At 47.2% G+C, this 25,314-nt stretch carries 23 protein-coding genes; 18 read left to right on the forward strand and 5 right to left on the reverse strand.

Annotated elements, in window-relative coordinates; all coding sequences use genetic code 11:
* Positions 1 to 2: 2 nt before the first annotated feature.
* Together MKZ32_RS02500 and ppa are read right to left on the reverse strand one after the other, a co-directional pair.
* A complete protein-coding gene (locus tag MKZ32_RS02500) occupies positions 3 to 1,265 on the reverse strand; it encodes an FGGY-family carbohydrate kinase (RefSeq protein ID WP_239795820.1) in 1,263 nt (420 codons plus the stop codon).
* A 159-nt stretch (positions 1,266 to 1,424) separates the two neighbouring features.
* Complete coding sequence (ppa, locus tag MKZ32_RS02505; protein ID WP_239795821.1) at positions 1,425 to 1,973, reverse strand: inorganic diphosphatase; 549 nt, start codon at positions 1,971 to 1,973, stop codon at positions 1,425 to 1,427.
* Between the two features lie 393 nt (positions 1,974 to 2,366).
* Here ppa and glnA point away from each other — a divergent pair, with 393 nt between their 5' ends.
* From glnA to MKZ32_RS02525, 4 genes are all read left to right on the forward strand, one after another.
* A complete protein-coding gene (gene glnA, locus MKZ32_RS02510; protein ID WP_239795822.1) occupies positions 2,367 to 3,788 on the forward strand; it encodes a type I glutamate--ammonia ligase in 1,422 nt (473 codons plus the stop codon).
* 300 nt (positions 3,789 to 4,088) lie between these two features.
* Positions 4,089 to 5,624: a 2-isopropylmalate synthase gene (locus tag MKZ32_RS02515; protein ID WP_239795823.1), complete on the forward strand. Its 1,536-nt coding sequence runs from the start codon at positions 4,089 to 4,091 to the stop codon at positions 5,622 to 5,624.
* A 268-nt stretch (positions 5,625 to 5,892) separates the two neighbouring features.
* Complete coding sequence (locus MKZ32_RS02520) at positions 5,893 to 6,819, forward strand: ABC transporter ATP-binding protein (protein ID WP_239795824.1); 927 nt, start codon at positions 5,893 to 5,895, stop codon at positions 6,817 to 6,819.
* Positions 6,816 to 7,577 (forward strand): ABC transporter permease, encoded by a 762-nt coding sequence (locus MKZ32_RS02525; RefSeq protein WP_239795825.1) that lies wholly within the window; start codon positions 6,816 to 6,818, stop codon positions 7,575 to 7,577. The genes MKZ32_RS02520 and MKZ32_RS02525 overlap by 4 nt, the downstream gene beginning before the upstream one ends.
* A 39-nt stretch (positions 7,578 to 7,616) precedes the next feature.
* Here MKZ32_RS02525 and queD read toward each other — a convergent pair whose 3' ends face one another.
* Positions 7,617 to 8,072, reverse strand: coding sequence for a 6-carboxytetrahydropterin synthase QueD (gene queD, locus MKZ32_RS02530; RefSeq protein ID WP_239795826.1), 456 nt, complete (start codon positions 8,070 to 8,072; stop codon positions 7,617 to 7,619).
* 223 nt (positions 8,073 to 8,295) lie between these two features.
* On the opposite strand from queD, the gene MKZ32_RS02535 reads away from it, so the two are divergent.
* Together MKZ32_RS02535 and bfr are read left to right on the forward strand one after the other, a co-directional pair.
* On the forward strand, positions 8,296 to 8,607 hold the full coding sequence (locus MKZ32_RS02535) for a bacterioferritin-associated ferredoxin (protein WP_239795827.1): 312 nt from the start codon (positions 8,296 to 8,298) through the stop codon (positions 8,605 to 8,607).
* Positions 8,608 to 8,617: 10 nt separating this feature from the next.
* Entirely contained in the window at positions 8,618 to 9,082 is a 465-nt protein-coding gene (bfr, locus tag MKZ32_RS02540; RefSeq protein WP_239795828.1) for a bacterioferritin, read from the forward strand.
* Between the two features lie 154 nt (positions 9,083 to 9,236).
* On the opposite strand, the gene MKZ32_RS02545 is transcribed toward bfr, so the two are convergent.
* Positions 9,237 to 9,410, reverse strand: coding sequence for a hypothetical protein (locus MKZ32_RS02545; protein ID WP_239795829.1), 174 nt, complete (start codon positions 9,408 to 9,410; stop codon positions 9,237 to 9,239).
* A gap of 170 nt (positions 9,411 to 9,580) precedes the next feature.
* On the opposite strand from MKZ32_RS02545, the gene MKZ32_RS02550 reads away from it, so the two are divergent.
* From MKZ32_RS02550 to MKZ32_RS02605, 12 genes are all read left to right on the forward strand, one after another.
* Positions 9,581 to 10,579, forward strand: coding sequence for a hypothetical protein (locus MKZ32_RS02550; RefSeq protein ID WP_239795830.1), 999 nt, complete (start codon positions 9,581 to 9,583; stop codon positions 10,577 to 10,579).
* A 150-nt stretch (positions 10,580 to 10,729) separates the two neighbouring features.
* Positions 10,730 to 11,218, forward strand: a complete 489-nt coding sequence (locus MKZ32_RS02555; RefSeq protein WP_239795831.1) for a hemerythrin domain-containing protein — start codon at positions 10,730 to 10,732, stop codon at positions 11,216 to 11,218.
* 186 nt (positions 11,219 to 11,404) lie between these two features.
* Positions 11,405 to 12,694, forward strand: coding sequence for a PQQ-dependent sugar dehydrogenase (locus MKZ32_RS02560; protein WP_420887714.1), 1,290 nt, complete (start codon positions 11,405 to 11,407; stop codon positions 12,692 to 12,694).
* Positions 12,695 to 13,015: 321 nt separating this feature from the next.
* Complete coding sequence (locus MKZ32_RS02565) at positions 13,016 to 13,192, forward strand: CsbD family protein (protein WP_239795832.1); 177 nt, start codon at positions 13,016 to 13,018, stop codon at positions 13,190 to 13,192.
* Between the two features lie 516 nt (positions 13,193 to 13,708).
* Entirely contained in the window at positions 13,709 to 14,131 is a 423-nt protein-coding gene (locus MKZ32_RS02570) for a hypothetical protein (RefSeq protein ID WP_239795833.1), read from the forward strand.
* Entirely contained in the window at positions 14,124 to 15,581 is a 1,458-nt protein-coding gene (locus tag MKZ32_RS02575) for an ATPase domain-containing protein (RefSeq protein WP_239795834.1), read from the forward strand. The genes MKZ32_RS02570 and MKZ32_RS02575 overlap by 8 nt, the downstream gene beginning before the upstream one ends.
* A gap of 22 nt (positions 15,582 to 15,603) precedes the next feature.
* On the forward strand, positions 15,604 to 17,265 hold the full coding sequence (locus MKZ32_RS02580; RefSeq protein ID WP_239795835.1) for a putative bifunctional diguanylate cyclase/phosphodiesterase: 1,662 nt from the start codon (positions 15,604 to 15,606) through the stop codon (positions 17,263 to 17,265).
* Positions 17,266 to 17,542: 277 nt separating this feature from the next.
* On the forward strand, positions 17,543 to 18,718 hold the full coding sequence (locus tag MKZ32_RS02585; protein ID WP_239795836.1) for a sensor histidine kinase: 1,176 nt from the start codon (positions 17,543 to 17,545) through the stop codon (positions 18,716 to 18,718).
* 802 nt (positions 18,719 to 19,520) lie between these two features.
* Positions 19,521 to 19,922 (forward strand): DUF2383 domain-containing protein, encoded by a 402-nt coding sequence (locus MKZ32_RS02590; protein ID WP_239795837.1) that lies wholly within the window; start codon positions 19,521 to 19,523, stop codon positions 19,920 to 19,922.
* Positions 19,923 to 20,076: 154 nt separating this feature from the next.
* Positions 20,077 to 20,847 (forward strand): Crp/Fnr family transcriptional regulator, encoded by a 771-nt coding sequence (locus tag MKZ32_RS02595; RefSeq protein WP_239795838.1) that lies wholly within the window; start codon positions 20,077 to 20,079, stop codon positions 20,845 to 20,847.
* 338 nt (positions 20,848 to 21,185) lie between these two features.
* On the forward strand, positions 21,186 to 23,342 hold the full coding sequence (locus MKZ32_RS02600) for a SulP family inorganic anion transporter (protein ID WP_239795839.1): 2,157 nt from the start codon (positions 21,186 to 21,188) through the stop codon (positions 23,340 to 23,342).
* 28 nt (positions 23,343 to 23,370) lie between these two features.
* On the forward strand, positions 23,371 to 24,081 hold the full coding sequence (locus tag MKZ32_RS02605; protein ID WP_239795840.1) for an HPP family protein: 711 nt from the start codon (positions 23,371 to 23,373) through the stop codon (positions 24,079 to 24,081).
* 233 nt (positions 24,082 to 24,314) lie between these two features.
* Here MKZ32_RS02605 and MKZ32_RS02610 read toward each other — a convergent pair whose 3' ends face one another.
* On the reverse strand, positions 24,315 to 25,046 hold the full coding sequence (locus tag MKZ32_RS02610; RefSeq protein WP_239795841.1) for an AraC family transcriptional regulator: 732 nt from the start codon (positions 25,044 to 25,046) through the stop codon (positions 24,315 to 24,317).
* Positions 25,047 to 25,314: the final 268 nt, after the last annotated feature.

A 25,314-nucleotide genomic window follows, 5' to 3' on the forward strand; every position in this document is an offset into this window, starting at 1 on the left:
TTTTAGAGATTCCCGATTAATAAACCACGCTTGGCCAACAGGGCCGCGCCGTAGGCAGATTCAGTGTGTTCCGCTACCGACACTGGCACGCCTAACAAACGTTCGCGTATTTTCCCCCACACTTTATTTTTCGCTCCGCCGCCGGTAGTGGTAACGGATTTTAGCGGGCTTGCACCAAGTTCAGCCAGCTTTTTGTAACCCGCTGCTTCGATGCGGCTCAAGCCTTGCAACAAGCCATGCAAAAACAGTACGTCATCCGCGGGACGTGGGGTAAGACGGGGGGTCAAGGTGGGATCGTTAATCGGAAAGCGTTCGCCAGGCCGCGGCAACGGATAATAGTCAAGCAGGCTATCAATGGCCGGATCGATGCACTGGCTGAGTGCATCGATTTGCAGATCGCCAAAATATTGCCTTAGCACGCCGCCGCCAGCGTTGGACGCACCGCCCGCCAACCATAAATCACCAAAACGATGACTGTATACGCCATATTGCGCTGCTTCTACGCGTTGTTCCGAAAGTAGCTTGAGCACTATAGTCGTGCCGAGCGAAGTAACAGCTGAGCCGGGCTTATGCATGCCTGCGGCAATAAAAGCGGCGATACTGTCAGTGGTACCCGCATGCACTCTGCACGCCGGATTAATCTTGAAATGCTGTGCCACAAATGAGCTGATGTGAGTAATGTTTGCTCCGGGAGCGACAACTTGCGGCAACAAATTAGCATGCGGTAAATTCTTAATCCAATTCGGCCAGCATAAGCGCTCTGTGTCATAACCGCTCTTGAGCGCATTATGATAATCGCTGACGCCACCCAAGCCGGTAAGTAGCGCAACGAGCCAATCCGCCTGATGCAGAAAGTACGCTACGTTTGAAAGTTCGGTGTGGTTTGTCAGCCACAGGAATTTGGCTAATCCTGAGCTTGCGCTGCAAACAATGTGGCCAGGTGGGGCAAGCTGCTTTAGTTGTTCCGATTCTTCTCGTGCGCGGTTATCGAAATAGAGCAAAGCGGGAGCAGTCGGCTCCAACTCTTTATCACACAGTAATACTGTGGCAGAAGTAGCAGCAATAGCGATGCTTTGTAATTCAGCTGCAATAGTAGCCGGTAGACGTTTGAGCAGTGTATGCAGTGCTTCGCGCCAATTCAGATGAATTTGTAAAGCGGCATCAGGATAAAAGACATGATCTTCATGAGTAATAGCCCCAACTTTGTCCACAACACAAACGCGTGCGCCAGATGTGCCAAAGTCAAGACCGAGATAAGATTCCATGTATGAAGTTAAAAGAAGAAATCAAAGTTAACGTTAAGTTAAAAAAGTATCACCCATAAATACAAAAGCTTAGAAAATAATATGGTTCGTCTTACCTTACTAGATGACCGCTTTAAATTAACTCAATTTCCGTGTGCTTCTTGATTTAATAAAATTTCATTAGAACATCGGTTTTTTCTTGGCTGATTTATAACGCTTGACTCCACTCATGATCTCCGCCTTGGCTTCCTTGACCCCGACCCAGCCATTTATTTTGACCCATTTGCCAATTTCCAGGTCTTTATAGTGAGCGAAGAAATGCGATATTTGCGAAATCATAAGTTCCGGCAGGTCGGTATGCGATTTTATTTTGCGGTAAAGACTGCATAACTTGTCTACGGGTACAGCCAGTATCTTGGCGTCCTCGCCAGCTTCGTCAGTCATCTTCAACATGCCGACTGGTCTACAGCGAACCACCACACCCGTAATGAGCGGCACTGGTGAAATTACAAGCACATCTACCGGATCCCCGTCTTCCGACAACGTATGTGGAACATAACCATAGTTACACGGATAATGCATTGCCGTGGACATGAAACGATCCACAAACATGGCGCCAGTTTCCTTGTCCACTTCGTATTTGACGGGATCGGCATTCATGGGTATTTCTATGATGACGTTAAAATCGTTAGGAAGGTCGCGGCCAGAGTTTACTCGATCTAGATTCATTTCTATTCCTGGCTAAAAAAATGTTTATTATACCCGTGAGTCCGACAGATCAACCAGCCCGAACCTTGTCCAATGTGGTATGAGCTTGAAGCGAATAAAACCCAGATCAAGCTTCTATAAATACTAATTCGGCGAGATTATGACGATGACATACTTATCGCAACTTCTTCCATTTACATCATCAGTCAAGCACAAAAATAGTGCACGCACATGGCATACGCCCCAAAAAAGAGCGCACATTTAAATCCATTTATCCTTATGGATATGGCAAAATGCTCGTTTTAGCGGTGGAATATGAAGTGGAACGCTTCGTGCTTGATTCCCAAGTTTAAGTTTGTTTAATTTCCACTTTATTTTTTAGTTTAGTCGTTAACGTTTATGGAGAGAATTATTATGTCGAAGTCGGTTGCTGATGTTCTTAAGTTACTTAAAGACAATGAAGTTAAATTCGTTGATCTACGCTTCACCGATACCCGTGGCAAAGAACAGCACGTTTCTATCCCGGCACATGTGGTGTCAGATAGTGATGACTGGTTCGAATCCGGCCACGCCTTTGACGGTTCTTCCATCGCTGGCTGGAAAGGCATACAAGCATCCGACATGCTGCTGATAGCTGATCCTGCATCCGCTTTTCTCGATCCTTTTATGGATGAAACCACATTGGTGATGAGTTGCGACGTCGTGGAGCCATCCGATGGCAAAGGGTATGATCGCGATCCACGCTCTATCGCCAAGCGTGCTGAAGCCTATTTGAAATCCACCGGCTTAGGCGATATCTGTTATTTTGGCCCTGAACCTGAGTTTTTCATTTTTGATTCAGTGAACTGGCAAGTGGATATGTCTGGCTGCTTCTGTAAGGTTAATTCCGAAGAAGCAGCTTGGTCCTCAGCAGAAAAATTTGATCATGGCAACACTGGCCATCGACCCACGGTTAAAGGCGGTTACTTCCCAGTACCCCCAGTCGATTCACTACAAGACATGCGCTCAGCAATGTGCTTAATATTGGAAGAAATCGGCGTTCCTGTCGAAGTACATCACCATGAAGTGGCGACCGCCGGCCAATGTGAAATTGGCACGCGCTTTGACAGTTTGGTGCGTCGTGCCGATCAAACCCAGAAGCTTAAATATGTGGTGCACAACGTCGCACATCAATATGGCAAGACTGCGACCTTCATGCCCAAGCCGATTGTCGGTGATAACGGCTCAGGTATGCATGTACATCAATCCATCTGGAAGGACGGTAAAAACCTGTTTGCAGGCAATGGCTATGCCGGATTGTCCGAATTCGCCCTGTATTATATTGGGGGGATTATCAAGCATGCCCGTGCGCTTAACGCCATTACCAACCCCGGCACTAACTCCTACAAGCGTTTGGTTCCCGGCTTCGAAGCCCCGGTAAAACTGGCTTACTCGGCGCGAAACCGCTCTGCCTCGATCCGCATCCCCTTCGTGCAGAGTGATAAGGCACGCCGTATTGAAGTTCGCTTCCCGGACCCGACTGCCAATTCTTATCTGGCTTTCACCGCCCTGATGATGGCTGGCTTGGATGGCATACAAAATAAAATTCACCCAGGCGATCCTGCTGACAAAAATTTGTACGACTTGCCACCTGAAGAGGATGCAAAAATCCCAACCGTATGTTCCAGCCTCGAACAAGCTCTGGAAGCACTGGATAAGGATCGCGATTTCCTGACTCGCGGTGGTGTATTCTCTAATGACTTCATTGATGCCTACATTGAGTTAAAAATGGAAGAAGTGACCCGCTATCGCATGACAACGCATCCTGTTGAATTTGATATGTATTACAGCCTATAACGGTTAATATATTTGCAACGGGCTTCCCAGGGAAGCCCGTTCGCCCGGATGCGAACCGTTTATACGCTTGCTACAAAGCAGAGCGCAGATATTGCGTAAATAAACAAAAGCCTTTATATTCCAACTATGCACTTCTCTCGCCACATCTCGCAATTACACTCTACATCCAGCCTCCTGGCTGCGCTGCTGCTGCGCGTCGCGCGCTAAATATACCTCCCCATCGTTGTTGAAGCAGGCGGAATCCGGCCGAATTTTATTCGTCTGGATCGTGCGAATTAAATAATTGCAATGGAGTCCAGCATGAAAGAAAAATTAATAATATTTGATACTACCTTGCGCGATGGCGAACAAAGCCCAGGCGCGTCCATGACTAAGGAAGAAAAGATCCGCATCGCACGGCAATTGGAAAAGCTGGGCGTTGATGTTATCGAGGCAGGGTTCGCTGCTGCCAGTCCGGGAGATGCAAATGCAGTCCGCAGTGTTGCGCAAATCATCGAGAGTTCTACGATTTGCTCGTTGGCGCGCGCCACTGAAAGCGATGTCCGCGCTGCTGGCGAAGCGATCAAGCCAGCCAAATCTGGTCGCATTCACATTTTTATCGCTACTTCACCCATCCACATGAAAATGAAGTTGCGTATGCAGCCCGACCAAGTGGTGGAAGCGGCGGTGAAAGCGGTGAAGCTCGCATCGGAATATACCGACGATGTCGAATTTTCTGCCGAGGATGCGGTGCGTTCGGAAATGGATTTTCTCGTCCGTATTTTTGATGCAGTGATTCAAGCTGGAGCGAAAACTCTGAACGTGCCAGATACGGTTGGTTACAGCATCCCCGTTTTGTGGGGCGAGCGCATCAAACAGCTGATTGAACGCGTGCCGAATTCTGGGAAAGTAGTATGGTCCACTCATTGCCACAATGATCTGGGAATGGCGGTAGCCAATTCTCTTGCTGCCGTAATGAACGGAGCACGCCAGGTGGAATGCACAATCAATGGCTTGGGGGAACGTGCCGGAAACGCCAGTCTGGAAGAAATCGTAATGGCGGTTAAAACACGCCGCGATGTCTTCAATTGCGATTCACGCATCGATACCATGCAGATCGTGCCGACTTCCAAGCTTGTATCCAGCATCACCGGTTATCCGGTGCAGCCTAACAAGGCGATTGTCGGTGCAAATGCTTTTGCCCATGAATCCGGCATTCATCAGGATGGTGTGCTCAAGCACCGCGAGACTTACGAAATTATGCGTGCTGAAGATGTTGGCTGGAGTACGAACAAATTAACCTTGGGCAAACTTTCCGGTCGCAACGCGTTTCGTACCCGGTTGCAGGAACTTGGCATCGTGCTGGAAAACGAGGTGGTGGTGAACGATGCCTTTGCTCGTTTCAAAGAGTTGGCTGACCGCAAGCGTGAAATTTTTGATGAGGACTTGCAAGCCTTAATCAGTGAAAGTGTGGTAGCGCAAGTTAGCGAACATTATCGCTTGCTATCCTTGCGCGCACATTCGGAAACTGGTCTTATGCCTGTGGCGCAGGTGCGATTGAATGTAGGCGGAAAAGAATTAGTCGCCGAGGGTCAAGGAGGTGGGCCGGTAGATGCGACGTTCAAAGCCATAGAGCAGATCGTGCAAAGTGGCACCGAATTGCAACTGTATTCGGTAAACAACATCACCAGCGGTACAGATGCACAGGGGGAAGTGACCGTGCGGCTATCCAAGGGCGGTCGCATAGTCAATGGCCAAGGTGCAGACACTGATATCGTGGTAGCCTCCGCCAAGGCCTATCTGCATGCGCTGAATAAATTGAACAATGAAGCAGAACGGGCGCATCCACAAGTGTGATTTAGTTTGCTTCAGACATGAGCGGCACGTCAGTAGGCGTGCCGTTTTTTTCTGCCCCGGCACACGTTAAGGCCTCAATGCTAATCTTCATGGATACGGTGGAAGCCTATTTTGCAAATAGGCATTCATGTTTGATTGGGCCCAAGCATATATCTGTAGCCACTTTCCTTAAAAATATGAGATATATTGGTAAATCCAAAGGGTTGGACGCTTTAACTATTAATGTTCCAATAGCATAATGTTTCAATTGAAAATTTAAGGAGATTGCGTGCAGTCAGTTATCTCAGTCGAAAATCTCACAAAGACCTACGCCTCGGGTTTTATGGCCCTCAAAAGCATCAATCTGGAGATTCAGCGTGGAGAAATATTTGCCTTGCTGGGTCCAAATGGGGCAGGTAAGACGACACTCATTAACGTCATTTGCGGCATTGTTAATCCTAGCCAGGGCAAGGTTCTTGCCGACGGTCATGACATAGTTTCGGACTTTCGCGCGGCTAGATCAAAGATCGGCTTGGTGCCGCAAGAGCTTTCCACCGATGCCTTCGAAACCGTTTTTGCCACGGTGAAATTCAGTCGAGGCCTGTTTGGTAAACCGCCAAACCCGGCCTATATCGAAAAAGTGCTGCGTGATCTATCCTTATGGGATAAGAAAGATGCAAAAATCAGGACACTATCGGGCGGCATGAAACGTCGGGTAATGATTGCCAAAGCTTTGTCTCATGAACCCCAGATTCTATTTCTCGACGAGCCTTCAGCTGGCGTTGACGTCGAACTGCGCCGTGATATGTGGGAGATGGTGCGGGGTTTACGAAAAAGCGGCGTGACCATTATTCTGACCACTCATTATATTGAGGAAGCCGAGGAGATGGCCGACCGCATCGGGATAATTAGCAAAGGCACAATTATCCTAGTAGAGGATAAGGTCAGACTGATGGATAAGCTCGGCAAAAAACAGCTTAAGTTGTATCTGCAGTCTCCGCTAGCGCATATTCCCGAGGAACTCGCCGGATATCCACTTGAACTATCGGCCGACGGCAACGAGTTGATCTACATCTTTGACGCCCAGGGCAAACAGACAGGAATCGCAGATCTTCTACGACAGCTTGCTAAGCATGGGATCGACTTTAAGGACCTCCAGTCCAGCCAGAGCTCACTGGAAGAAATCTTCGTTAATTTGGTAAGCGGACGATTATGAATATTTATGCTATTCGCGCAATTTATTTTTTCGAACTGGAGCGTACCTGGCGAACGCTGATGCAAAGCATCGCATCGCCCGTTATTTCGACCTCGCTCTATTTTGTTGTATTTGGCTCAGCGATCGGCTCGCGCATGACTGAGATCGACGGTATCAGTTACGGGGCCTTTATTGTCCCCGGTCTGATCATGCTAGCCCTGCTGACGGAAAGTATTTCCAATGCTTCTTTCGGCATTTATATGCCGAAATTCTCGGGTACTATCTACGAGATTCTGTCCGCCCCTATTTCTTATGTGGAGATCGTCATTGGTTATGTTGGGGCTGCGGCCACCAAGTCAATCATCTTGGGCTTGCTCATTCTGGCCACGGCTCGGTTTTTTGTTCCGTTCGAGATCGCGCATCCACTGTGGATGATTATTTTCCTGGTACTCACTGCGGTTACCTTCAGCCTCTTCGGTTTTATTATTGGTATTTGGGCTGACGGATTCGAGAAGTTACAAATCATTCCCTTGATGATCATCACGCCGCTGGCTTTTCTGGGAGGAAGTTTTTATTCGATCAGCATGCTGCCACCCCTGTGGCAAAAAATCACACTGTTCAATCCGGTGGTCTATCTGATCAGTGGTTTCCGATGGAGCTTTTATAACGTTTCTGACGTCAACGTGGCCATCAGCGTTGGTATGACGCTGGTATTTCTTGTCGTGTGTCTCACAATCGTGTGGTGGATTTTCAAGACGGGATCCCGGCTCAAGAGCTGAATAATGCCAAAATTGTACAAATGCACAATCCAAAATTCATCAAAGTGAGCTTGTGTTGCGCAGGCAGTCTGCCCAGTTATTGGGGGTCTCGTAAATGCGCACGCGTTCCAGTTGCAAGTTATTCCCATAGCTATGGCGGTAGGCGCTGTCGAGCAGCTTGAATGCGAGCATGGCGAGATTTTCTGCGGTGGGTGGTACTTCCAGAACGACAGTTTTGTGATTGGGTATTGAATTCAGAAAATCCAATACCACTGTGTCACTGCGATATACCAGGAAGGCATGGTCCCATGCATCCACCAGTTGTTCCTTGGCTATGCGTTTCACTTCGGTGTAGTCCATTACCATGCCTTGTTCGGATAAGCCATCAGTGGTGATGATTTCGCCGGACAGGGTAATCTCAATGGCGTAGCGGTGACCGTGCAAATGCCGGCACTGGCTAGTATGGCTGGGAATGCGGTGACCTGCATCAAACTCTAGCCTTCGGGTAATTTGCATATATAGATGTGAGCTGTGTAGGTGTGTGGATTATAACTTGAATGCAGCAACCGCACGCCGTAAGGCGCGTTGCGCTTCTTGCTTTTCTCGGCTTTCTTGCATCTGCAAGAGGCTCGCCAGCCTATCCATCCAAGTTAAATTTTCCTCCCGATAATAAATTAGTTGCATTTTGTCTACTATTAAGTATCATTCTCATTATTGTTAACAAGTCAAATGAAAAAGTTTGATCAGAACCCGTCGTCCAGCATCAAGAAATAATTTTATAGCTGGACAACAAAAAGCTGATCCTCATAAGATAAAGGTCAGAATTATGTATATTTGTATTTGCAAGGGCATCACCGATTCCGCCATTCGGGAAGCCGTCTGCCAGGGCGCATGTCGTATGCGGGATTTGAAAACTTGTCTGGGTGTAGGTACGCAGTGCGGTAAATGTGCCTGCCATGCCAAGCAAGTTTTGAATGAGGTTCTGGCAGATTTAAGGCATATCAAAATAATTTCACATCAACCCAGCCGTCTGGTTGAGGCCATAATTTAAGGAAACCAACATGAAAGGTAATGCAGACATCATTCAGTTTCTCAATCGTCAGCTGAAACACGAGCTAACTGCCATTAACCAGTATTTCCTTCATGCACGCATGTACAAGAACTGGGGTTTCAATAGCCTGGGCAAGCACGAGTATGATGAGTCTATTGAAGAAATGAAGCACGCTGATATGCTGTTAGAACGCGTTTTATTTCTGGAAGGCCTGCCTAATTTGCAGGAACTCGGCAAGCTGATGATCGGCGAAAAAGCCGAGGAGTGCGTGGCCTGCGATCTCAAGCTAGAACTGGCCGCACGCGAAAATCTGGTAGTTGCAATGTCCGCCTGCGAAAGTGCTAACGATTATGTCTCTCGCGAAATTTTTAAAAAAATTCTGGAAGACACTGAAGGACACATTGATTGGCTGGAAACCCAGTTGGATGTGATGCAAAAAGTCGGTATCCCAAATTGGCTACAAAGCCAGATGTAATTGGTTATTGTTGCTCTCAATAATTCCGGCCAGCAGTTTTTGGGGCCTCAGCAGACCAAAATCAAAATTTTACTCCTGCAAACCGAGTCTACCGGGATTGGTGAGATATCCAATCCCCTCCTTCACGACCCAATGGTGTAATGCACCAACACCGTTAATCTTCCAGCTTACTGGTATCCACAACCGCCAGCGTGAACGCATTGCCAAGCTTTATGGGCGGGGATGAGTCGACACTAGTTTCGCCAGATCGGTATTGCATTCCTATAACCAAGCCGCGGCCTCGTATACCGGTATTCACCAACCAGCCTCTGCTATCTAATAGCGACATAACCCTTAAAATAAAATTACTCAACGGGGACAAAAAAGAAATCCAACTGGTTGATGCCGAAAGCACTCGCCTCCCGCCCCGGCAATAGATTCAAGGCTATGTGGGCTGTCGTACAGATATATACCGGCACTTCACTCCATAATTACTCCACTTAATTTTCTGGAGTTATCATGGCCCTTCCCAATGTAGCAATCACTGACGACTTAGGGCATGTACGCGCCCTGCCAAATGCAAAGCCCGACAACACACGAGAGGATACAAGTGCAGTGTCGTGGGGTGCCATAGTGGCGGGAGCTGCCGCTGCTGCTGCGCTGTCTCTGATATTGTTGATATTAGGAACTGGTTTGGGCTTGTCCTCAGTGTCACCATGGGCACACAGCGGTATTAGCGCAACGACCTTTGGAGTCTCGACCATCCTTTGGGTCACCTTCACGCAACTCGTTGCTTCCGGAATGGGTGGCTATCTCGCGGGTAGATTGCGAACAAAGTGGGTTGCGGCTCATACGGATGAGGTTTACTTCCGCGACACCGCACACGGATTTCTGGCTTGGGCCGTTGCCTCGCTGGTGACCGCCGCACTGCTGACATCAGTGATTGGGTCGATCATCAGTGGTGGGATTCAGGCTGGAGCCTCTGTGGCAGGTGGCATCGCCACCACGGCGACAGCCGCCAGAGCGGGCGGCGCTGCGGCGGCTGGATCCGAGATGGCGACATCCGGTAGTGACGGTGGGCCAATGGGCTACTTTGTGGATTACCTGTTTAGAAAAGACATGAGCACAGCTGCAAGCGCTTCTTCTCCTGCTGGAAGCGGCACCAAATCGGCGAGTGCCATGGAGGAAACCACTGTCGCGCCATCGTCCGAAGTTGCCCGCATCTTCATGAACACCGTCCAAACGGGAACTCTAGCTGTGGAAGACGTTAAGTATGTTGGTCAGATAGTTTCGCAGCGCACTGGCCTAACACAGCGGGACGCAGAGAAGCGAGTGAGTGATACTTATGCGCGCATGCAGGCAAAGTTACATGATGCGGAAGTTGCAACGAAAGACGCTGCCAACAAGGCACGTAAAGCTTCTGCCTACGCGGCGCTGTGGATCTTTATCTCACTGCTCGGGGGTGCATTCGTCGCCAGTTTAGCGGCCACGTATGGCGGTCGGCGGCGCGACCTCTAACCAAAATTTAAACATTTCACTTCGGAGGCAATAATGCGTTCAATACTTCTGTTCTTTCTGGGCATTCCCATTCCCATCATCATTCTGATCGCGTTATTCGTTCACTAAACGAGATCCGTCCCCACCAAATCTAAAAAGGAAAAGATATCCATGACAACTGCAATACAAAAAAAGACGAAGCCAGATAGTTCATCCAAGGTTCAGGACGCAATAGCCTTGCTGCGCGCTGATCACAAACTGGTCAGCACACTCTTCGCCGAATACGAAAAGACACGCTCCAATTCCAAGAAGAAGACGCTCGTCTCCCAAATATGCACGGAGCTAAGCGTACATGCTCAGGTGGAAGAAGAAATATTTTATCCGGCTGTTAAGCAAGCGCTTAAAGATAGAGAGATGATACCGGAAGCAATAGTGGAACATGCAACACTTAAAGTACTCATCGGTCAAGTGGAAGGTATTGAGCCGGACGGCGAGATGTTCGATGCCAAGATCAAAGTACTGTCCGAATACGTCAAGCATCACGTCAAGGAAGAACAGAACGAAATGTTTCCACAAGCGAAGTCGACGGAGCTAGACATGATTGAACTCGGTGGCAAAATCGCTGCGCGTAAAAAAATGCTTCTCGTGGAGCGTACCTAGCCTCGTTCATCCTCATGAGTGAACCTCAAGCCTCCGATATATCAATAACGGTTCTTGAAATGGATAGAAAATGGGTTCGGCCTGGTGACAATCCTCATCGTGCTGCTTTCTTGCAGGGCCATGATGAATAGTTCGTACCCTGCGATAAGGAGGTTGAGACCGCCTTCGAACGTTTTGGTGATGGGCATGATGATTTTCGCACTCTCCGCCTGCGGTGGAGTGGCCAAGCTGCCGATTTCAGCCGGCACCGGGCCAAATCCCACACTGCCACCCCCAGAACATACGCTGATTCCAACAGTGCATATCGCGCCCGCCAAAGGCTGGCCTGCGGGAACCAAGCCGATCGCCGCGCCGGGAACCATTGTCACACGGTTTGCTGAAGGCCTTGACCACCCTCGGTGGATTTACGTGCTACCCAACGGCGATGTTCTGGTCGCCGAGACCAATGCGCCGCCCAAGCCTGAGGATGGCAAAGGTATCAAAGGATGGTTTATGAAGATGGCGATGGGCAAGGCGGGTGCAGGTGTGCCCAGCGCCAACCGTATTTCTCTGTTACGTGACCTCAACGGAGACGGCATTGCGGACGCCCGATTCGTGTTCCTAGAGGGACTAAATTCACCCTTCGGGATGGCGCTGGTGGGGAACGATTTTTACGTGGCTAACACGGACGCGGTGGTGCGCTTCCCATACACACTAGGCGATACCAGAATCACTGCACCCGGTGTCGAGGTAATGAAACTCCCTGCTGGACCGCTCAATCATCACTGGACCAAAAATCTCATCGCCAGTAAAGACGGCTCCCGGCTTTATGTGACTGTAGGTTCCAACAGCAACGTTGCAGAAAATGGAATCGACAAAGAGGATGGGCGCGCCGCCATCTGGGAGCTGGATCTCAAAACCGGGAACAAACGCATTTTTGCCTCAGGATTGCGCAACCCGAACGGGATGGCTTGGGAAGCCGATGGTGGCGAATTGTGGACATCGGTGAATGAGCGCGATGAGCTAGGCAGCGATCTGGTGCCGGACTATATGACGTCGGTGCGCGATGGCGGCTTTTACGGCTGGCCATACAGTTATTTCGGACAGCACGTCGATACGCGTGTGAAACCACCTCGCCCCGACTTGGTTGCCAAAGCAATTTCTCCCGACTATGCATTGGGGCCGCACACTGCTTCGCTAGGTCTGGCCTCCGCACAAGGCACCAGCTTGCCCACGCAGTTCCAGCGCGGCATGTTCGTGGGTCAGCACGGTTCGTGGAATCGCAAACCGCATAGTGGCTACAAGGTGATTTTCGTACCTTTCAGTGGCGGCAAACCCACAGACGAGCCGGTAGTCGATGTGCTGACCGGCTTCATCAGCGCAGAGGGCAATGCACTGGGACGGCCGGTTGGTGTCACGCTGGACAAAACGGGAGCACTACTAGTGGCGGATGACGTCGGCAATATAATCTGGCGCGTCAGCGCCGCAGCTCGTTAGCCACGGAGATTTATGTCATTCTCCACAACAAATATATCAAGCACTTGATCTGTATAGAGAAATGATCTAATCTTTCCTCAGAAGGTCATGAGTGTAAACAATCGATTTATTCCAAAACTAAATATCTCGCTACCCTAATCGAACAGGCCATCAGATAATTCGATTCGTCATTCTCACGCAGGTCAGGGTACAGATGTTCTATCAATCTATTTGATGGCCAGCTTTATCCGTACGGTACCGCACTGACCGAGTTTAGTATTCCGTGCATTATCCAATGCGGTGTTCCGGTCATAACGGTATTTATTTTTTCAGGAGATTATTATGAACAAAGATCAAGTTAAAGGACGTATTGAAGAAGTCAAAGGAAAAGTCAAGGAAGTCGCCGGTAAAATCACTGATGACAAAAATCTGGAAGTAAAAGGAAATATTCAAAAGAACAGCGGTAAAGCCCAAGCTGGCTTTGGTGATCTTAAGAATGATCTTAAGAAAGGCAGTTGAAGCGAGTACAGCGCAGTTTCGCTAACAAGGTTTTCGACCGGATACACCGCAACAATTAAGGGTACAAAGTCTTCTACAACTTTTCAGATCTCCGTTATTCTAACCGGGTTCAAAGGCTACTGAAAATTGTTATTTGTAGAATATAAGCTATGCAAGCATATGATTTTAAATGTTATTGCGCCGGCCTCATAATCCTTTGGTCCGGGGTTCAAGTCCCTGACGACCCACCAATATATCAATAGGTTAGCGCATCAATGGCTAACCTGTTTTTATTTAGTAGCCGTATAGTAGGCTACTAAATGTCTGCGCGGAACCTGCTGAATCCATCAGGTAGCCAAAGACTAGCTCTTACATTAAGCTATCTGCATTGCTCATTTTCAATGCCGGTTTTTATACTCCAGAGCATGAAAATCATGAAAATCATGAAAATCATGAAAATCATGAAAATTGTGCCAAACTACGGTTGTTGTTTACCTACATCTTCATGTTGGCCTATCAATTATTTATACTTTTATTATGGAAACCAACTGCTTGCTGCGGCACAATATAATTAAAGATCGTATTGCAATGAATCCTGCAAAGGTTGTGGATGCCGCAATCAAGTTGTGGGAGCAGATGGCTACCGAAATCATTTCGATCGTCGGTGAGAGTGGTTTTAATTCACTTTACTCCAGAAGTATATTCCTAACCCAATCAACATTTCCTTGGGTCGGGACCAGCTTAAAGTCACCACTGACGGATCAACGGTTCGCGAAATTAAAAGTGAACTTTGAAGGACAAACCCCTGCGCACGCCAGTGAAGCAAATACCCTACTATTGATAACTTTCACTGACATCCTGGCCTCGTTAATTGGCGAGAAGTTAACCACCACTATCTTACGTTCGGCTTGGGGCAATGACGCTTCTGTTGGAACTAGCAAGGAGTTTAAAAATGAGTAAAAAGGTATGCATACGTCGACTGGCAACTGGCGTACCTGGTCTGGATAATTTGTTAGGCGGAGGGCTGCCGGAATTCTCGTTTAACCTGATTGCGGGCACTCCGGGAAGTGGAAAAACAACGCTTGCTCACCAGATCATGTTCTCATTGGCAAAACCGGATAACCGCGCTCTGTACTTTACGGTACTCGGTGAACCCGCTCTGAAGATGCTTCGCTATCAACAACAGTTTCCGTTTTTTGATATTAATCAAGTCAATAAATCGATCCGCTTCGTAAATCTGTCTGCAGACCTCCTGGAGGGAGATTTTGCCAGAGTGTTGTCACGTATCGCCGATGAAGTGAAAGACTATTCTCCCAGCCTTGTATTCGTTGATTCGTTTAGATCAGTTGTACAGTCTGTAAAGCAGGAGGAACAGGGGACGTCCGAGCTACAAGGGTTCGTACAGCAACTAGGCATGCAAATGACGAGCTGGCAGGCAACAACATTTTTAATCGGGGAATATTTGAAACCAGAGGCAGACTCAAGCCCTGTCTTTACAGTGGCGGACGGCATACTGTGGCTTTCGCAAAACTTGCACCGCAATTCAATGGTACGCAAGATACAAGTGGTCAAGATTCGTGGCCAAGCCCAGGCACCAGGTTTGCACACTTTCCGTATTAGTGATGAAGGCATTCAGGTTTTCCCGCGCGCCATTATCAAACACGGCACAGTGGCAGAGTCTATCAACGTGCCCACTAGAGAGGAACGTCTTCCGATGGGGATACCGGGCCTGGATGAAATGCTGGGCGGCGGCTTGCCAGTTGGATATTCGCTACTCCTCGTAGGGCCATCTGGATCCGGGAAAACCATATTAGCAACGGAATTTCTCGCTGAAGGAGTTCGCAGGGGCGAACCAGGTGTGATTGCGGCATTTGAGAAGAGCCCTAGCCAACTGTTGAACAATAAACTGAATTCACTGGTCAGAACTGGACAAGTTGGGGTGATCGATACGCGTTCCCTGGATTTATCGATTGATGAAACCTTGCATGATTTAATTGAAATGATTAATAGAATGGAGGCAAAGCGCGTTGTCATTGACTCCTTGTCTGGATTTGAGCTGGCACTGGCACCTCAGTTTAGCGAAGATTTTCGTGGGTCACTATACAGAATGATTGCTGAACTTACTGGCATGGGCGTGACTATATTAATGACCTCGGAACTGGAAGACCGCTACACCGATTTACGCTTTAGCCCATTCGGGAGTGCTTTTCTAGCTGACACAATTATTGTTCAGCGCTATATCGAAATCGCCGGCCAATTCAAACGCGTCATGTCAATCGTTAAAGTCCGTGGCAGTCAGCACAGTAAGGATATTCGATTGTTTGATATTACACACGAAGGCATTGTTATTGGCGAAACCTTATCAGAGTACACCGGAATTATGTCGGGCCGGCCGATGCTCGGCCCGTAACTTAAATGTTTAGGTGGGTGCAATGGACAACGATAGTAATGATGTCGCATTTGATATTGACGATTTAAATCAAGTGGATCAATCAAACCAGTACAAAGATAAATTGCCAGCGGTCCACGACGATGAAAAATCTGTTTTAAGCCGCGAAAAGTTGGTTTCTGCACGAGAAGATACGGCTTATTTGCGTGAAGAAGCTGCCCATCTGCGCGAAGGGACAGCTACCTCACGTGAGAGAGAAATTCGTGCGGCAGAAGCAATTCAAGCAGCATCCGGCGACCATTTAATTAAGTTGCAGCAGGCGAACGCACACTTGGTCGTGGCTACAATTGAAGCACATAAACTGGCCGAACAAGTCGAAACGACTAAAGTTCAGCTAGATCATCTTGCCCATCACGATGTTCTTACCGGCTTACCTAATCGCATGTTGCTGCAAGACCGTCTTATCCAAGCGATTGAGTCGGCCTGCCGACAAGGTAGGCAACTTGCGGTTATGTTTATGGATCTGGATCAATTTAAACATATCAACGACTCGTTGGGGCATGCGATAGGCGACAAACTATTACAATCAGTTGCTCAACGCTTGGTGGGATGTGTACGTCACTCGGATACCATCAGTCGCCAGGGTGGGGATGAATTCGTGGCGCTTCTTCCCAATATTGAACATTCAAAAGGCGCAGCGCTTTGTGCGCAAAAAATACTTGCGGCGCTCGCGCTACCTCATCTCATTGACCAACACGAACTCCATATTAGTATGAGTATTGGTATTAGCATCTATCCCGATGATGGTCAGGATGCAGAAACCCAGATCAAAAATGCGGACACTGCGATGTATTTTGCCAAGAACAACGGACGCAACAATTTTAAATTTTTTAAGCAAGAAATGAATGATCGCGCCGTCCAGCGACAATCCATTGAGGCAAGTTTGCGTCGTGCACTGGAACGGCAGGAATTTGTGTTGCATTACCAACCAAAAATAAATCTAAAAAGTGGTGCAATTGTCGGTGTTGAGGCACTCATTCGCTGGCAGCATCCGGAACAAGGGCTGCTATCACCAGCACAGTTCGTGTCCATTGCCGAAGATTGTGGCCTGATCCTGCCGATGGGCCGTTGGGTACTGCGCGAAGCCTGTCTGCAGGCCCGGTCGTGGCAGCAAGCTGGTTTACCGTCAATCATCGTTGCAGTCAACATCTCCGCGCTTGAGTTCCGCACCAAGGATTTTCTAGATAATATTCGCGAGGTGCTCAAAGAAACAGGCTTAGAGCCGCGTTATCTAGAACTGGAATTAACTGAAAGCGTCCTCATGCAGGATGTCGGGTCTACGGATTCCATGCTTCGTACGCTTGCAGATTTGGGTGTAAAGCTTGCCATTGATGATTTCGGCACCGGCTATTCCAGCCTAAGTTATCTGAGACAGTTTCCGATCAATACACTGAAGATTGATCAGTCGTTCGTGAAACAGATGTGCAGCGATCCGGACGATGCTGCCATCGTCAGTGCCGTAATTAGTATGGGTAAAAACCTCAAGCTATGCATCATTGCAGAAGGCGTGGAATCACCAGAGCAGTACAAACTTCTACTTGCCCGGCATTGCGACGAGGGCCAGGGCTACTATTTCGGACGTCCAATGGTGGCAGAGGCGCTGGCCACCTTACTAAAAACTGGCGTAACACTCATTCCCAATTAAGGGTTCGAACATAAGCGATGCACGTTTAAGTTACGTAAAGAACTCTCTACCATTTTCAATCCTGACGCGAAGGTGAGAGAAAAACAAATCTGAATTGTTGCTAACCATATAAGGGTGAGATTAGTCAATGAGGCATCTTATTCATTAATCAGAATAATTTAGGCATCGTTTCGCACTCTGATGCGCCAGCGTTTACCTCACCTAAATATACTAAAGTGCCGAAATTTTAAAAATTTTTACAATGAGCCGTGCATTATATTAGAGGATGAAGGTAGTTATGAACATAAATGGCAATGATGGTACCCCTAAATTTAATGAACTAAATCAATCGAATGTATCAAGACACAATAAAGATGAGCTGGAACCTATCCTTGACGACGAAACGGCTGTTCTAAGCCGCGAGAAATTAGTCGCCACACGCGAAGATGCTGCGGACTTACGAGAGGGCTCTATCATTTTACGCGAAGTGAAAGCCACCTCGCGCGAACGAGAAATTCGTGCTGGAGAAAAAGTACAGATAGCATTCGACGAGCACGTAATTAAGTTGCAGCAAGCGAACGCACACCTCGTCATTGCTACAATGGAAGCACGCAAACTGGCCGAAGAAGTTGAAGCAACTAAAGTTCAGATGGAGATTGCCAAGTCTGTAGCGGAAAAAGCCAATCTCGCGAAATCAATTTTTCTTAACAACATGAGCCATGAACTGCGCACCCCGCTCAATGCGATTCTCGGTTTTTCCCAGTTGTTGGAGATAGGTCCACCGCCACCTACAGATATCCAAACGGAAAGGTTACAACTTATTATTAAAGCAGGATGGTATCTGCTGGAACTGATTAATGGAATCCTTGATCATGCGGCGATCGAATCTGGCGAGCGGTCATTAATTCGAGAACCGGTATCACTGACAATAACCATACTCGAATGCCTTGCCATGATCGAATCGCAGGCAAAAAAACGCGACATACATATAAATTGTATTCCGTTCGACAAGACCTGGTTTGTTAATGCCGATCGAATCCGAGTTAAGCAGGTTCTGATTAATCTGCTTTCCAATGCAATCAAATACAACCGCGAACATGGAACGGTCGAGGTGAAATGTACCTGCACTCAAGAACGCATACGCATCTACATTAAAGACAGCGGCATGGGATTGCCTCCAGAAAAACTGGTTCAGCTATTTCAGCCATTCAATCGCCTCGGGCAAGAATCCGGTGCCGAGGAAGGAACTGGCATTGGCCTGGTAGTAACTAAACAATTGATCGAACTGATGGGGGGTACGATTAACGTGGAGAGCACCGTCGGTGTGGGAAGCGAATTTTGGGTGGAATTGCCTCGGGCCGATGCTCCGCAACTTATCACTGAAAATACAATGCCTGCAGAATTGGCGCTCCAAGCTCATGGAAACGCGATGCTACGCGCCCTGCTTTATAAGGAAGATAATCTGGACAACTAATACTGGTTTAAACAACCGGAGCGATCATTATAGCTGACGTAAGACTATGAACCGCTCAGAGCGTGTATTACCTCAAGCGAGCGGAGATGGCTGGATTAGTTCTTTACAATTGCCCGTCATTTACATACGCAAATGTAGAAAGTTACAGCACCGATATCAAATACTCGCGACTCTGTTGTTACCAACATTTTAGTTTATCGGCGTGGGAGGTTTCGACATCCTCAAATCTCTGGGACGGACTAAAACAATTTCTTTAGAATTAGATGCGATATTAATGATGTTAAAGCCCGCTGCTCAAGGCTGAATCTGGTATTGCCTTCACGTTGCACGACCTGAGGCGCACTTTCATCATTATCCCAAGCATGATCATCATGCTTTTGGTTGACATGTTCAGCACTTAAATTCCTGTTCCTTCATCATGAGAGCAACTTCCACTTTGAAACGGGTGTCGAAGAGCTAGTAGTCGATTACGTCAGAGATGCTTTATTTAATCTCACATCAATTTGGCATGTAAACCTACATTAACGTCAGTTTTGCCGAAGTTCTCATTCAAATTTTCTAGCAAACTACATTCACTCCTACCTCTCAAGAATAGATGAAGGGATGGGCCTGTTACATATTGTTTGTAATTATCTTTCTTATTGGGTTGGCGGCAGTCTGCCTGCCCACAAGAAGGATGCGACAAAAATTGCTGGATAAGTTAAGGGTTTTCTCTATTTATTTTTTAAGTTTGTTAGGCCGTCAAGAGAGAATTCTCTTAATACATACATTCTGGCAAAGCTCGAACTAGCAGGAGTAAGAAATGGAAATCAAAAAAATTGTAACAGTGCTAAATGATTTAATTGAAATTTCACGCAACGATGCTGAGGATTTTAAGACCTGCGCAGAGACTATTGAGAGTGCGGAGCTAAAGTTTTTTTTTCAGACACGTATACACGACTGTGAAGAAACCATTCGGGAACTGGAAGCCGCTATGAGTCGGTATGGTGACTATCCAGATACCAATAGTAGCGCCTACACCTTAAAAGCTTATGACAAAGCACTCAAGGAAGATATACCAAGTGATCTCCGGCCTCTCATTAATCGAGGTATCCGTAGAATTTTAGTAGGAGAAATGAACATGTGTATTTTTGATCTAGAGGACTCTCCTCAGAAATCATTCTCTCTCACTACATCATCTTTGAACTCATACGCAAACGAATGAATATTCATAGAGAAATTAAAATTCGAACATTTATCTGTGCATTGTATTAGTTATGGAATATCAGAACACTTCATTTAACTCTAAATAAAATTGCTAATTAGAAATATGAAGTTCTGTGATTGTGCAACTACTGTTATCTTCTTGGGGAAACAACATGGCCACACCGAATAATATCCAGTCAGTACGTATGCGCAATAATTTTCTGCTTTCAATGTTGTCTGATGACGACTACCAAAGTTTATTGCCGCGTCTGGAGCTTGTACATCTGTCTTTGAGGGATGTACTGGCCCAGAAAAATACACGGATTGGATATATTTTCTTTCCATGCACCGCAGTACTTTCGATTCTTTCCTACATGGCAGATGGTTCTGCAATTGAAATAAGCGCTGTGGGCAATGAAGGTTTTACAGGGATGGAGATTCTCATAAATAGTACGCATTCAGTTGAAACCATAATTTGCCAGGTTGAAGGGAGTAGTTTGCGCATGCGAGTGAGCGATTTTAAAGCGGCGATTACAGGTAATACGTCGTTGAGGCTTATTACTGAACGCTATGCACATGCCTACATGAATCAGATGGCACAGTCCATTGTTTGCAACCGTCTACATACACTCGAGCAGAGATTTGCCCGTAGATTACTGGTTACTCATGATCGAGTGGACGGAAATGAGTTTTATCTAACGCAAGAATTTCTTGCCGGTATGCTGGGTGTATGCAGACCAAGCGTGAGTGTTGTAGCAAATGAATTTCAAGAGCGTGGATTGATTCAATATAGTCGTGGCCATCTAAGAATCCTGGATCGAGTGAGGCTCGAACAGACAGCTTGCGAATGCAGTAATCGCATCATTCATTCGCGATATGAATCGGCCCATTATCCCAAGCAGTTGGATCGCGCACAAAATAAAAATGTGGATCTGGTAAGTTAAACTAAAAATAGCTTTCGGACGTCGCTACTCGCACAGAACGGATAAAAGAAACATACTCGATCGCTTTAGATGTTGTCCTTAATAGAATCCAGGATAGCATTTTATGCATTATTGGTTTAGTGGTACTCCATGCATTCGCAGCAAGGAAGAATGCTCTGTAAATGATAACCTCAGCCTCTATAAGCAAAGAGGCAGCCCCCCATGCTAGACGATAAGCCGCCGGATAGATTGTGTATATCGACAATCTGTCAGTACGGTTAAAAGCGCCGTAAAAAAAGACCCTAACCCTACGACTGTCAAGCCGGAAGTTTTTGCCCAACAATTAGGAGCAACATATCATGAGTTCCATTCAATCATCTTTTCCCAAAGAGGGTATAGCCGGATTAAAGGAAAATTTTCGATTTGATTTCATCTCGGGATTTCTGGTCTTCCTGCTGGCGTTACCGCTCAGTTTAGGCATCGCGAAAGCCAGCGAATTTCCCCCTGCGATGGGCGTGCTCACCGCCATGATTGGAGGTCTATTTGTCAGCTTCTTTGCCGGCTCACGTCTGACCATCAAAGGCCCCGCTGCGGGCTTAATCACCATCTGTGCAGGATGTGTCACCGAACTGGGCGGCGGTCCGGAAGGCTGGCATCTTGCTCTTGGCGTCATTGTCGTTGCTTCATGGATTCAAATCATTCTAGGCTTCTTGAAAGCCGGTTCACTCAGTGATTTTATACCGCATTCGGCCGTGCACGGCATGCTGGCGGCCATCGGAATAATCATCTTTTCCAAACAAATCCATATCTTGCTGGGAATTGACCCGTCCACATTAAAAGGACTGGATCCCATTGGACTTTTGGAACGCATTCCCGACTCTGTCATGCACGCCAATCAACCGATTGCCATCATTGGCATGATCAGTTTGATCATCTTATTCGGTATGCCGAAAATAAAAATCAACTTCTTGAAAAAAATTCCGGCCCCCATGATCGTGCTGTTAATCGCCATTCCCGCGGCTTTCATGTTGGACTTCAACACCACACAACCCGCTCATGCCCTGGTTCATATCGGCAACTTCTGGGCTTCAGTCGGATACAACCCCGATTTCTCTGCCATCACCACTTTTGTGTTCTGGAAATATGTCTTCATGCTCCTGGCCGTAGGCAGCCTGGAATCATTGCTGACCGTCAAAGCGGTGGATGGACTGGACCCCTGGAAGCGGCAGTCGGATTTCAACAAAGACCTGGCTGCCGTCGGAGCTGGTAATGTCGTCTCGGGATTATTGGGCGGACTCCCGATGATATCTGAAGTCGCACGTAGCTCAGCCAATGTACGCTTTGGTGGTCGTACCGTCTGGGCCAATTTCTTTCATGGCTTCTTCTTGCTGGTGGCCATGCTCCTGATGATCCCCGTGATTGAAATGATCCCCAATGCCGCACTGGCAGCCATGTTGATATTTGTGGGTTACGTACTCGCTTCCCCGTCGCTGTTCTACAAAACCTACAAAATTGGGAGTGAGCAATTAGTGGTCTTTTTAATCACCATTGCCGCAACCATCGCGACGGATCTACTGATAGGAATCGCCTCAGGCATCGTAGCCAAATTTATCATCCATATTGTCAATGGAGCTCCCCTACGCAGCATGTTCAAGGCGCGTTACACCCTGAAAGAAAAAGAAGATGAATATAACTTAACCATTCAGGGCGCTGCCATATTCTCCAACCTGATGGGCTTTAAAAATGCGTTCAACCAATTAAAAACCGGAAAAAAAGTAGAACTGGACTTCTCCAAGGCCAAACTGGTTGACCATAGTTTCATGGAATTTCTCAAACACTTTGAAGAAGACTATACGCACACGGGCGGTACCGTCATCGTGAAAGGCTTCGACCGGTTCCAGCCTTTCTCCAATCACCCCCTCGCGGGCAGAAAAGTCAGCAAAGGATATGAACCCCTTGAAGAAGAATTGACCCATATTAGAGGCCCACTCATTGTTAATGGTTTCGGACGGGTTCAGCTGGCGCTGCTGTTTGGAATGCTCTGTGCTCTACCGCTATTGATTGTCGGCATGAGCAAGACCGAGCAAGGTCTGAAAGTTGCCCAGCAGGACCGCACGATTCCGCTCGAACAGGTGGCGCATATTGAAGTATTACTATTGGAAAACCGACTTGCAGTCGCGTCTACCCTGGTAACACCGACGCCCGAAGTGATTAGCCACAATACGGCACAGGTTGAAGAAAATATTGCGGAAATAGAAAAAACATGGGATGCCTACATGGCTAACCACCTCACACCCGCTGAACGAACACTGGCGGAGAAGTTTGCCGCTAATCGAAATCGATTCGTTAATGAAGCCCTGAAACCAGCCGTCGTTGCTTTGCGTGCAGATGATGTTAGAGAAGCGAACAATATCGTTGTGCGTAAGATCCGTCCTCTCTATCACTCTGTTGGGGAAGATATCCACGCACTCGTTAAACTGCAACAGGAAGATTTTTTAGCACATCGCAAAATTTGAGCATAAGGTAGAAGAGAAACCAGGCGCAATGGATTTTAAAGGGTTTATCCAATCTTTTAAGATACATACTGCGCCTATTTCGTTCACCGAGAAATTACGCAACGGCTTAATCGGTGGACTTGCCATCCTGCTCTTGGGATTAGTGCTCAAATATTTGCCACAGGCCAACTATCCTTTTGTCATGCTGGGTTCAATAGCGGCCTCTGCGGTGCTACTCTTTGCTGCACCCCATAGTCCGATGGCGCAACCGTGGCCTTTGTTCGGTGGCCATTTAATTTCGGCGCTAGCAGGTTGGTTATGCAGCCAACTCATTAGTGACCCGTTATTAGCCGCAGGCTGTGCCGTGGGATTGGCGATCTTTCTGATGCATTACCTGAATTGTCTACATCCGCCGGGTGCATCCACGGCGCTTACGTTAGTGCTATTCAGTGCACAATTCCACCCTATGGGTTGGCCATGGGTAGTGTGCATCGTGCTGGCGAATATCGTAATTTCCTTGGTGCTGGCATTGCTGATCAACAACCTTCTGCCTGGCAGGAGTTACCCGGTGCGGCATACTCCCCAACCCATAGTACCAACAGATACTCGACCCAAGCACGTCCAGCTGGCACAGACTGATATCGAATGGGCACTGACTCAAATGGATGGCGTGATCGACGTCAGCGAAGAAGACCTGGTCGAGATCTACGAGCTAGCCATTAACCATGCACGGAATCGTGACGGTAAAATTAGCTCGTGATTCTTTGCCGATGAAGGATGTGATAAATTTCTGGAAGCTTCTGGTGCTGGAAATAATGCTGATTCAGGCAAAAAAATATCGGATAAATGATTTAAAATTTGATGCCAGTCGGTTTGTCAAAATGAACTATCGCAGCACTAAATAGATGCCACGCCTTAACGCAAATTAGCGAGCAGAGTCCGACAAGCAACTAATCTTTTTTTGGAGTCCTCCAAGTGTTGTCTATATTTATTTCAAAGAATTTCTTTGTTGATGTTCCATTCTTTGAGATAAGCAGTGGGTGACTTACTCATTGCTTGAGTAAACATGGATGTAAAATTACCCGCACTACTATACCCAAGCGTAAAGGCGGTATTAGTTATGCTTTGCCCTTTAAGCAGCATTTCTATGGCGTGTAGAAGGCATAGTTGCTGTCTCCAAGTTGAAAATGACATTCCCATTTCGAGCTCAAACAGTCGGGCCAGGGTTCTTGGACTAGCGCCTGCGACGTTGCCCCAATGCTTTAAAGTGTAGTCTATGCGTACATTTTCATGCATGGCGGATGTTACTTTTTTAAGTCTTGAATCGCGGCCTTCGGGTATAAAAAATGGGGTTTCCTTTTCCAAGGGGATTTTTTCAATAAGCAATTGCATTAGCCTTGCTTCATAGCTTTCAAGTCGATAGTCCCAACCAATTTTGATTGCAGTAAGAATTAGCTCTCTAAGCAATGGAGAAAGTTTTATGACGCAACATTTTTTGGGAAGGTCAGTTAGCAGATCAGAGCGAATAGAAATTGTTCGAAACTCTGAGGATTGTGTGAAAGTTACCAAATGATTAGCCTCACTGGGAACCCAGCATGCCTGGCCAGGTGGGGTAATCCAAGATCCTTCGTCGGTAATAACGCGCATGTTGCCGGAAATGATACAAAGCAATTGCCCTCGTTCATGAGTGTGAGTTTCAATTGTCCACCCTTTGGGCGGACTCACTCTCTTTGTTACTACGGGAAGATCAGATTCGTCAGGGTCAGGCGTATTTCCGCAAACGCCTGGAGCGAGCTTGTGGGGAGAGCTAATGATTACCTCCTAAAAGTCTGTGCATGTTGAACGTCCTTATGAGTAATAAAACTGACTAGTATTGTGAAACAAAATATTCATCAATTAAACGACGCGTCTTAATCCTAGTTTCATTATTGAAATAGTCGTCTAGCTTGGGTTTCAATAATGATGTTCCAAATTTTGCTCGATCATTTCTTCC

Origin of the sequence: Candidatus Nitrotoga arctica, from assembly GCF_918378365.1 — a bacterium.
Lineage (GTDB): Bacteria > Pseudomonadota > Gammaproteobacteria > Burkholderiales > Gallionellaceae > Nitrotoga > Nitrotoga arctica.